Genomic DNA, 10,321 nt, shown 5'->3' with positions numbered 1-10,321 from the left:
GCCAGCGAGATGAGGACGATGCCGACCGTGTCCAGCTGCCCGCCGGTGAGCTCAGGCGATTCCCTCACCCCGAACAGGATGACGAAGAAGCAGACGATGATCAGCAGCGCGGGGATGAGCAGCACCACCCACAGCGGCAGGACGTCGATCAGCGCGCCGCCGGCGAGCGCGCCGAGGATCGCGCCGGTCTCCAGGGCCGCGACGAGCATGCCCGCCGCCCGCGCCGTGATCACCGAGCGGCCCTCCATGGAGCGCGACCGCGACCAGATCAGCGCGATCTCCAGCGGCAGCCACACCACGTAGAACCCCATCAGCGCCCAGCCGATCAGGAAGACGACGAACGAGTCGGTGAACGGCAGCACCAGGGCGGCCGCCGCGGTGAGCGCGGTCGAGACCAGCAGCATCCGCTTGTGCCCGATCATGTCGCCGAGCTTCGCGAACGCCGGCACGACGAGCGCCGAGAGCATCAGCTGGGCGCCCTCGAGCCAGTTCACGTCCGCGTCGTGGATGCCGAGGTGCCGGGCGATGTCCGTGAGCATGGGCGTGTAGTACCCCTGCAGCACGCCGCTGGTGAACTCGACGAAGGCGAGGAAGCCGACCACGGCGGCGAGCGCGCCGAGCGTCGCGCGGGCGGATGCGGTGCGCGTCATCGCGCCTCCTGTTCGGGCGGTCCAGCAGGATGCTCGTCATCCCGGTTCCTGAGCGAGGAGCGGAGCGACGAGACGAAGGGCGGGTGAGATCACCCTAGCCGTTCGAGGAGCGCGCGATGGAACCGCTCACCGCGCTCCAGCGCGTCGATCTCGACGTACTCGTCGACCCCGTGGATGGCGGCGCGCTGCACGGATGACATCTCCAGCGGTGCGAACCGGTAGACCGCGGGCGCGAAGCGATGGAAGTGCCGGGAGTCGGTCGCCGCCATCATCACGTACGGCGTGGCCGGGATGCCGGGATGCGACACCGCCAGCGCATCGGCGAGCAGGTCCCACGGGGCGCCGTCGGTGGCGGACTCCGGAGAGGGATCGCTGCCGTCGAGCACCTCGATCGCCACCTGCGGATCGCGGATGCGGTCGCGCACCCGCAGCACGGTGCCGTCGACGGTCTCGCCGAGGGCCAGGCGCAGGTTGATCGTGGCGGATGCCTGCGAGGGGATGACGTTGGCCGCGGTCCCGCCGGACTGCATGGTCGCGGCGACCGTGGTGCGCACGAGCGCCGCGGGTTCGCCGCCCAGGCGCGCGAACAGCTGCGCCGTGATCATCGGCATCCGGCTGAGCGCCCTCAGCCCGAAGCCGGCCGCGCCCGGCGTGCGGGTGGCGAACTGCGCGAGCATCCGGCTGATCGCCTTCGGCGTGCGCGCCGGGAACATCGACGGGTCCAGGCGGTCGACGGCGCGGGCGATGCGCCGCACGGCCGTGAGCGTCGGCGGGGTGGAGGCGTGGCCGCCGTCGCCGCGGGTGGAGAGCCGCAGCGTGACGATGCCCTTCTCCCCCACGCCGATCATGGCCGCGCCGCCGGGCACGAACGGGAGCGGCGAGTCGACCACCGCACCGCCCTCGTCGACGACGAGCCACGGGGGGATCCCGCGCTCGCGGAACGCGTCCGAGATGGCGAGCGCGGCGGTGCCGAAGCTCTCCTCGTTGCCGCCGAACGACAGATACACGTCCCGCGCCGGAGTGAAGCCGTCGGCCAGCAGGTTCTCGACCGCCTCGATCACGACGATCAGCGGGCCCTTGTCGTCCAGCGCCCCGCGACCGTACACGCGGCCGTCGGCGATGCGTCCCTCGAAGGACGGATGCGTCCACGGGTCGGACTCGTCCACCGGCACGACGTCGTAGTGGGCCATCAGCACCACCGGATCGGATGCCGCGTCCCGGCCCTTCCAATGGAACAGCAGCCCGAGGTCGGTGTGCTTCTCGAGTGCGAGGTGCTCGTGCACGAGCGGGTACTGCTCGGCGATCAGCCGCTCGAAGGCCTGGAAGGGCTCGAGCCCGCGCTGCTCGAGCTCGGCCGAGACCGTGGGCAGCTGGATCATCCGGGACAGACGCTCGGCGATGCCGGGGCGGATGGTGCTCATCGGGCCAGCGTAGCCGCGTTGAACGGCCTGCCGCGCCCAGCCGGTGCGTGACACGACGGATGCCCGAACCGGCGCCTCAGCGCATCAGCACAGCCCGGCAGGCGAGGTGCAGGGCCAAGCGCGCCTCGGGGTCGTTCATGTCGATGCCGAGCAGCTCCTGCACCCGCCGGATCCGGACGGCGACCGTGTTGCGGTGCAGGCCGAGCGTCGCCGCCGTCGCCGCGATGCCGGATTCGTGGTCGAGGTAGGCGGCCAGCGTGCTCAGCAGCTCGCCGCCGCCCTCGCGCAGCGGCGCAAGCAACGACTCGGCGGCCGGCACGAAGGTGTCGTTGCCCGTCCATGCCAGGAGCAGCTGCTCGAGCCCCAGGCTGTCGACGCGCACGAACCAGCCGGTCGCCGATCGTGCGGCCGCGATGCGGGCGGCGTCCCCCGCCTCGTCGAGCGTCGTCGCCAGGCCGGAGGGGCCCTGCTGCAGCGAGCCCACCCCGGTGGCCACGGGAAAGGCCTTCACCGCTCCGGTGTGCAGCTCGCGCAGCGCGGCGACGGCGCGCTCGACGCGCTCCGGTCCCGGCGGCTCGGCGAAGGTCAGCCATCCGCTGACCCCGCGCCCCGCGGTGGTGGCGTGCGCCTCCGCGTCGATGGCGCCGAGGCCGGCGCGCAGGGAGCGCAGCAGCGAGAACGCGTCCAGGCGGCCCCTCGCGGCCAGGTGGAAGCCCAGATGATGACCCTGCGTGCGCCAGCCGCGTTCGAGCATCCGGCGATCGATGTCGTCGTCCGGCGCACCGTGCAGATCGGTGAAGTCGCGCAGCAGAGCGGACGAGACGGCGACGTCGTTGATGGCCGCGACCTCGTCGATCAGGATGCGGGCGGCGATGGCCGGCATCGCGATCTCGGCCGCCACCGTCAGCGACTTCAGCTGCGCCTCGCCGAGGCCGTCGCCGAAGAGGACGAGCCGCAGCCCCGTACGGCCGGGGCTGTCGACGCGCACGGATGCCGCGGCCGCGTCACCTGCGTGCGCGAGATCGGTCCACGAGTCGAACCCGATCGCCGCGTGCAGCTCCTCGCCGAGGTGGCCGCCGGCCTCGAGCACGACCCCCGCCCTGTCGATCAGGGCGACGCCCCTGCTGAGGTTCGCGGCGATGTGCCGCAGCAGGTCGGCGAGGTCGTCGGCGGAGTACTCGAACGACTGCGCCACTTTGCGCACCTGGCTGAGCGTCAGGGCGTCGCGCGCCTCGATCAGCATCCAGCAGGCCTTCGCAAGCTGCACCGGGCGCGCGACATCGAGCAGGCTGAGGCCGATGCGGTCTGCGAGGCGGCGGGCGCCGCCGTCGATCCCGGCCGCACCGGGAAGCGCCAGGCCCGTGTATCCGCGGTCTCGGACGCGCCGCAGCAGGGCGTCCTGCTGCCAGGTCGTGGGCGGCATGCCCGATATCAGCACGGCGAGCCGCCTCGAGCCCGAGGAGGCCAGCTCGTCCTCACGATCCTCGACCGCGACTCCTTCCCACTCGACGTCGGCGGGCCCCGCCACGCGGGCGAGTCCGCCGTTCTCAGGATGCGCGAGCAGCGCGGCGAGGCGCAGCCCGGTGCTCATGCCACGTCCAGCTCGGCGAGACCGTACGCCGAGGGGCGCACATGCTCGACGCGGCCAGGAGCCGCGATCCACCATGCCGGCGCCGGGATCGCGAACACGGCCACATTGCGGGCGAGGGACAGTTCTGTGACCTCCAGCACCTCCCGCGAGATGGCGTCGATCGCGACGATCACTGTCGGTGCCGCGGCGACGACCTGCCCGTCGCTCACCACCGCGAGTGTCTCGGAGCGCGTGATCACCCGGTGCACCGTGCCGCCGGCGCCGGCGATCTCCACGGCGCTGACGTGCGGGTCGTCGGCGAGGGCCGAGACCGACAGGATCCGCCCCTCGGCGACCAGTTGTGCGCCGAGCGCATCCGCCAGTTCGGCGAGGGGGCGTCCGGATGCTGCGACGAACGCACGGCCGAGGTCGAGCGCGTGGGCCAGGTGGCCGGAGATCGCGTGCTCGCGGAGGTCGCCGACCGTGAATCCTGCGAAGACCGCGCAGCCGGCGCCACCCGCCTGGATGATCGCGGCGCGCACCACCCGCTCGACGTCGATCGCACGCGCCGCCTCGACGAGCGCCACCCCACCGGCGCCGGTGTCGCACGCGACCACGATGCCAGGCACACGGTCCACGAACAGCGACATCTGGTCGAGGCCGGGAACGGCGCGGCCGGTGCAGTCCGCATCGACCACGATGTGCGTGCCGGCGAGCGTCAGCGGGGCGAGACCGTTCATGCCGCCGCCCTCCAGCGAGCACACGGCGGGCACCTCGTGTCCGAGCCACCGCTCGACGGCGGCGATCAGCGGCCCGAAGGGGTCGATCCCCGGCATCCGCTCACTCAGGAGCATGGTGGACCCGACGAACGCGACGCCGAGGCACGGTGTCGCGGTGTCGAGCGCGGAGGGATCGACCACGTCGATCGGCCACGTCGCCGAACCGGCGAGCATGAGCTCCAGCATGGTCGTCGGCCCGCCGCCGCCCGAGCCGAGCAGCGCGTAACCGCGCGCGAGCGCGGTCAGATCGTCTTGCCCGAGCCGGCTCACCATGCATCCAGGTTAGGGCCCGGCCAGCTCCTCGACGGCGACGAAGTCCTCCTGCAGGCCGAACGCCGAGGGGCCGAAGGCGGCGAGCGCCTCGGGGGTGCGCATCATCGCCGGAGTCGAGATGCCGAGCACCCGCACCCGCTGACCGTAGCGCAGCCCTTCCGTGGTGATCGGCTCCGCGGTCTCGTGGTCCACGACGCAGATGAGGTCGGGCACGATGGCGACGAGGCGCCCGCCGCGGCGGGCGATGAGGTTCTCGTTCTGGAACGAGATCTCGAAGGTCTCGCCGTCGTCGCCGAGCGGTGCGATGACCGCTCTGCCCTTCGCGAAGCCTTCGGTCGTGCGGCGCTCCACGTCGACGACCTTCCCGACGTGCAGCTCGCGCAGGTGCGGGTACAGGGTCGAGGCGAGGGTCGCGCCGATCGCCTCGAACGGCGAGCGGTGCTCCTCGCGGGCGAGGCGGATGGCGCGACCGAGCGCGAGGGCCATCGAGATCGTCCGGGGCACGGCGGTGCGGCGCACGTCGGCGCCGGTCATCGCGTACTCCGCGATATGTCCCACCCCGCCGAGCCGGATCGTGATGCCGCGGGCGAGCCATTCCATCTGCCGATCGTCGTCGCCGGTGTCGATCACGACCTGCTCGCCCCGCTCGCCTGCGAGGGCGAGGGGCGAGCCGTGCACGCCGTACACGGCGAAGGTCTCCATCGACAGCTCGGGGAACGCGCGGCCCATGCCGTCGGCATCGACCACGGGCAGACCCGTCTCGGCTGCGACGACCAGCGGGATCATCGAGTTGATTCCGCCGCACTCGATCGGCATGGTCGCGTCGGCCGTGCGTCCGAGGTGCTTCTCCAGCGTGCGCAGTGCCAGCGTCGGCTCGGTTCCGGCGGGGATCTTCTCGACCATCACGGTCGGCGCGCCCATCTGCGCGGTGGGGATGACGAAGAGGTCGTCGGCGAGCTCATCGGGGTCGAGGATGGTGATCGACCCCTCGCCGAGCACGCGCTCGACGAGCATCTTGCCGATGTACGGATCCCCTCCTCCCCCGGTGCCGAGCAGGGTGGCGCCCCGCGCGAGGTCGGGCAGGTCGGCGGCGGTCAGCTGCCAGCTCACTTCGACTCGCTGCGCTCGCTCAGTGCATCGCATGCTTCTGCCTCGCCCGCGACGTCGGCACCGTGCCCGGCGGAGATCGTGCCGTCGAAGCGATGCGCCGGCATGTCGTAGCCGAAGTAGCCCGGTCCCACCATCGCGAGCGCCTCGGCGGAATGCCAGCGCTCGTCGGCCGGGGCGGCGATCACGCGCACGCGCTGGCCGTAGCGCAGCGCCTCGGTGGTGATCGGCTCACCGGATTCGCCCTCGAGCACCATGATCAGGTCGGGCGTCGTGGCGAGCACCTGACCGTCCTTCTCGGCGACGAGGTGCTCGTTCTGGAACTGCAGCGTGATCGCCGAGTCGCCCTCGCCCTCGATGCGCGCGCGTCCGCGCGCGAAACCGGTGGTGGTGGCGCGCTGCACATCGACGACCTTGCCGTCGAACAGCTCGCGCCCGTTCAGCAGCGCCACGGCGGCGGCCACGGGGTCGGTCTTCTCCTCGCGGGCTCCGACGATGGCCTGTCCGATCTGGATGCAGCGTGACAGGGACCCGGAGACGAGCGAGTCGCGCGCCTGCGTGCCGGACATCGAGAAGCCCGAGATCATCACCGAGCATCCCATCTCCACGCACGCGACGCGGGCGATGCGCTCGGTCCACGCGTTGTCGACGGTCTGCAGCACGCCGGTGTTGCCCTTCTCGTCGCTGAACGCCAGAGGCGATGCGGTCACGCCGTACAGCGTGGGGAGCACCATCTGCAGTTCGGGGAACGCACGGCCCATCCCGTCGGCGTCGATCAGAGGCAGGCCGAGAGCTGCGGCGGCCGCGATCGGGATGGTGGAGTTCACGCCACCGACCTCGGCGCACGCGATGTGCGTGATGGGTCGGCCCAGATGCACGCCGAGCGCGCGGACCGGCTCGACGACCTCGTCCAGGCTGGGCAGCTTCTCGACCATCACGGTCGGTGCGCCCATCATCGCGACGAAGAGCACGACCGCGTCATCGGGCACCTCGTCCAGAGTGACCACGGTGACGTCGCCGCCGGCGAGCGCCTGGCGGGCCAGGAGCGCTCCGATGTAGGGGTCCCCGCCGCCGCCGGTGCCGAGCACCGCCGCGCCGCGGGCGAGTCCATCGATGTGCTCGGCGGTGATCGTCCAGGTCATGTCACGCCCCCATGTCGAGGTCGCCGACGGCCTTGGCGCGGATGCGCGTGGCGTTGCCGGGAAGGTACGGGATGGGCACTTCGTCGAAGTCGATGACCGAGACCGTCGACGGCTTGGCGCCCGCGGCGATGGCCTTGTCGACGGCTTCGGCGCGCACCGCCGCGATCGTCTCGTCGCGACGACCGGGCTCGATTGCGTACACCTTGTCGATCTCGCCGCCGACCTGGGCGATCGAGGCGCCGATGGCGTTCGCGACGGCGTAGTTCTCCGGGCGGTGCACGGTGCCGAACATGGGCAGTTCATCGGGCAGCAGGATCGACCCGCCGCCGACGGCGACGACGGCGATCGGCTCGGGCGAGGTGCGCATTCGGTCGACGGCCTCGGAGACCCGCTCGGCGATGCGCTCGAGCACGCGGGCGACGAACGCCGGGTCGAGGTGGGCGACCTTCGAGGCGTCCCCGACGTCGGCACGGCCGGCGGCCACGGCGATGTCGGTGGCGGTCAGGGTGCTGCCGCCGAACACGAGCGCCTCGGTGGTGAGCCGGTAGCCGACCGATGCGGGGCCGACCTCAGCGGTCTCCTCGTCGACGATGCTGCCGCCGCCGATGCCGAGCGACAGCACGTCCGGCATCCGGAAGTTGGTGCGGATGCCGGCAACCTTCACCTCGTTCGCCGTCTCGCGTGGGAATCCGTTGATCAGCAGCCCGATGTCGGCGGTGGTGCCGCCCACGTCGATCACGGCGCAGTCGTCGAGACCGCTGGTGGTGGCCGCGCCGCGCATCGAGTTGGTCGGACCGGAGGCGAAGGTGGCCACCGGGTAGCGGCGCACGTACTCCTCGTCCATCAGCGTGCCGTCGTTCTGGCTGAGGAAGATCGGCGCCTCGATGCCCTGTGCGCGCACGGCGGAGGTGAGCCCGTCGACGATCTCCGAGGCGAGCTCGCGCAGGGCGGCGTTGATGATCGTCGCGTTCTCGCGCTCGAGCAGGCCGATCCGGCCGATCTCGTGGGACAGCGAGATGGCGACGTCGTCGCCCAGCACCTCGCCGATGATCTCGGCGGCCTGGGACTCGAGGTCGTGGTTCACCGGGCTGAAGACCGACGAGATGGCGACGGAGCGGATGCCGTTCGCCTTCATGTCCTCGGCGTGCGCGCGCAGCTCCTCGGGGTCGATCGGCGAGATCGGCCGCCCGTCGAACTCGTAGCCGCCGTGCGCCAGGTAGCTGCGGGCGCGGGTGGCCTCCACGAGCACCTCCGGCCAGTCGACCAGGGGCGGGAGGGCCCGGGTGGCGGGCAGTCCGAGCCGGAGGGCCGCCGTCGGGGCGAGGCGGCTGGCCTGCACGAGCGCGTTGATGAAGTGCGTGGTGCCGATCATCACCGCATCGATGTCGTCGCCCTCGAAGGGGTGGTTGGCGCGCAGGTCCTCGATGGCCTGCACGATGCCGCTCGTCACGTCGGAGGTGGTGGAGTGCTTGACCCCCGCCAGCGTGCGGGTGGCGTCCATCAGGACTGCGTCGGTGTTGGTGCCGCCGACGTCGATGCCGATGTGCATGGTTCTCGCTTTCTGTGTGGAGGCCGGGCGCTCAGGCGCCGACGGGCTGCGAATCGGATGCCGGGGTCTGCCGGGTGGTGGCGACGCCGACGCCGCGCACCAGGCCGAGCTTGCCTGCGATGACGTAGAGCACCATCGAGAGGAAGAGGCTCAGCAGCGACGGGATGCCCCAGGTGACGAAGTAGCCGACCAGGGACGACACCAGCCACACGATGAGGGTCGCCGGCACGAGTCGCGGCGCGGTCTCGGGGAGCGTCCCCGCGTCGCGGGTGGCGTCGAGTTCACCGCGCCAGCGGCGCACGATGAAGTACTCGGCGACCATGATGCCGGCGATCGGCGGGAAGGCCACGCTCAGCACGATCAGGAACGAGGTGAACTGGCCGAGGATGCCGACGGCGGCGAGCACGGAGCCGACGACGCCGAGCACGACCGTGGTCGTGACGCGGTGCAGGTTGCGGCCGAAGGCGGTGGAGATGAAGTTCACCAGGCCGAGCGTGGAGGAGTACAGGTTCCAGTCGTTGATCTTCAGCGTGCCGGTGATCACGATGAACAGGCCGATGAAGCCGACCGACGAGGTCACGATCGCGACGATGTCACCGGTGCCGGCGGCGTGCGCCAGCAGCACGCCGGCGAGGCCGATGACGAACTCGCCGAGCGAGACGCCCAGGACTGTCTGCTTCACCACGTCGGCGCGGGAACGGTTGAACCGGGTCATGTCGCCGGTGATGATCGCGCCGACGATCAGGCCGCCGGCGACGATGCCCGTACCCGCCCAGACGCTCATGGTCGGCCCGGGGGCGGGGCTGGTCAGCAGCTCGCCGATGTCGTGGCGGCTGAGCTCGCCGATGACCGACCAGCCGACCAGGATCAGGAACAGCGGCACGGTGACGTTGGCGAGCCACTGCATGCCGACGAAGCCGAACGCGACGATGGCCGTCACCGCGAGGCCGAAGATCAGGCTCCACGCCCAGACGGGAAGCGCGCCCGGCATGAGCGCGTCGAGCGACTGCGCCGAGATCGCGGACTGGATGCCGAACCAGCCGATCAGGCTGATGCCGATCGCGAGCCCGACCAGCGAGGCTCCGATCTCGCCGAACCCGGTCCATCGCGCGAGCAGCGCCGTGTTCAGCCCCTCGCGCTGGCCGATGAAGCCGACCACGCACATGATCACCTCGAGGATGATCGAGCCGAACAGGAAGGCGAGGACGGCCTCACCGAAGGTCATGCTGAAGCCGAGAGTCGCGCCCAGCAGGAACTGCGAGAGCGCGGAGACCTGCCCGAATCGCTGCAGTGCGATCCCGAACCAGGGCTTGCGCGCCTCGGGAGTGACCCGCGAGAGTGCGAAGTCGTCGGCGTGCGCCATGCGTGCCATGAGGGTGCCTTCCAGAGGAGGGATGAGGGTTGTGGCAACAGTAGCCACGCCTCGCGCCGGGCGATATGTGCGTTCTGCACGAGAATCTCGTCGGGTTGTGCGGCTTGCACTGTTTGGTCGTGAGCGGATGCTGAGCAGCTCTCGGCCGCGGGGGCCGGGCCCTTCGGCCCGGCCGAGCGCCCGATGGGCGGCTATCTCAGCATCCCGGCCGGCGAGGACGCCGCCGGCTGGGTCGCGCGTGCACACGCGCACGTCTCCGCCCTGCCGCCGAAGGCGCCGAAGAAGCGCTGAGCTCACCCTTTCTCCACGTCGAGAGCACGGCACCTCGCCGAATGCACGGGAACCTCACGCGAACAAGCCGTGCGTTCGGCGAAGTCCCGTTCTCTCGGCCGCAGCGGCCCTTCGATGCAGGGGCGCGACTCAGCCGGGCGCGGGGTCGTCTCCGACGGGCATGAGCA

8 protein-coding genes are annotated in these 10,321 nt (G+C 71.3%); all 8 read right to left on the bottom strand.

Annotated features, from left to right (window positions below; translation table 11 throughout):
- A partial coding sequence (locus Q0568_RS04320; RefSeq protein ID WP_298862802.1) for an MFS transporter occupies window positions 1–650 on the bottom strand: 650 nt, incomplete at its 3' end.
- Window positions 651–739: 89 nt separating this feature from the next.
- Entirely contained in the window at window positions 740–2,071 is a 1,332-nt protein-coding gene (locus Q0568_RS04315; RefSeq protein WP_298862800.1) for a M20/M25/M40 family metallo-hydrolase, read from the bottom strand.
- Between the two features lie 76 nt (window positions 2,072–2,147).
- Complete coding sequence (locus tag Q0568_RS04310) at window positions 2,148–3,662, bottom strand: CdaR family transcriptional regulator (RefSeq protein ID WP_298862798.1); 1,515 nt, start codon at window positions 3,660–3,662, stop codon at window positions 2,148–2,150.
- A complete protein-coding gene (locus Q0568_RS04305; protein ID WP_298862796.1) occupies window positions 3,659–4,693 on the bottom strand; it encodes a DUF917 domain-containing protein in 1,035 nt (344 codons plus the stop codon). Before Q0568_RS04305 ends, Q0568_RS04310 begins: the two co-directional genes overlap by 4 nt.
- Before the next feature lie 9 nt (window positions 4,694–4,702).
- Entirely contained in the window at window positions 4,703–5,803 is a 1,101-nt protein-coding gene (locus tag Q0568_RS04300) for a DUF917 domain-containing protein (RefSeq protein ID WP_298862794.1), read from the bottom strand.
- Entirely contained in the window at window positions 5,800–6,942 is a 1,143-nt protein-coding gene (locus Q0568_RS04295; RefSeq protein ID WP_298862792.1) for a DUF917 domain-containing protein, read from the bottom strand. Before Q0568_RS04295 ends, Q0568_RS04300 begins: the two co-directional genes overlap by 4 nt.
- A gap of 1 nt (window position 6,943) precedes the next feature.
- Window positions 6,944–8,491, bottom strand: a complete 1,548-nt coding sequence (locus Q0568_RS04290; RefSeq protein ID WP_298862790.1) for a hydantoinase/oxoprolinase family protein — start codon at window positions 8,489–8,491, stop codon at window positions 6,944–6,946.
- A 31-nt stretch (window positions 8,492–8,522) separates the two neighbouring features.
- Complete coding sequence (locus Q0568_RS04285; RefSeq protein ID WP_298862788.1) at window positions 8,523–9,863, bottom strand: cytosine permease; 1,341 nt, start codon at window positions 9,861–9,863, stop codon at window positions 8,523–8,525.
- Between the last annotated feature and the right edge of the window lie 458 nt (window positions 9,864–10,321).

Origin of the sequence: uncultured Microbacterium sp. (assembly GCF_937927635.1) — a bacterium.
Classification (GTDB): Bacteria; Actinomycetota; Actinomycetes; order Actinomycetales; family Microbacteriaceae; genus Microbacterium.
This window is presented reverse-complemented; position numbering and strand designations above follow the sequence as displayed.

Excerpts from the sequence above, each read along its gene's own strand:
- Q0568_RS04290 (WP_298862790.1), bottom strand. The coding sequence starts at position 8,491 with ATGCACATCGGCATCGACGTCGGCGGCACCAACACCGACGCAGTCCTG.
- Q0568_RS04285 (WP_298862788.1), bottom strand. The coding sequence starts at position 9,863 with ATGGCACGCATGGCGCACGCCGACGACTTCGCACTCTCGCGGGTCACT.
- Q0568_RS04315 (WP_298862800.1), bottom strand. The coding sequence starts at position 2,071 with ATGAGCACCATCCGCCCCGGCATCGCCGAGCGTCTGTCCCGGATGATC.
- Q0568_RS04295 (WP_298862792.1), bottom strand. The coding sequence starts at position 6,942 with ATGACCTGGACGATCACCGCCGAGCACATCGATGGACTCGCCCGCGGC.
- Q0568_RS04310 (WP_298862798.1), bottom strand. The coding sequence starts at position 3,662 with ATGAGCACCGGGCTGCGCCTCGCCGCGCTGCTCGCGCATCCTGAGAAC.
- Q0568_RS04305 (WP_298862796.1), bottom strand. The coding sequence starts at position 4,693 with ATGGTGAGCCGGCTCGGGCAAGACGATCTGACCGCGCTCGCGCGCGGT.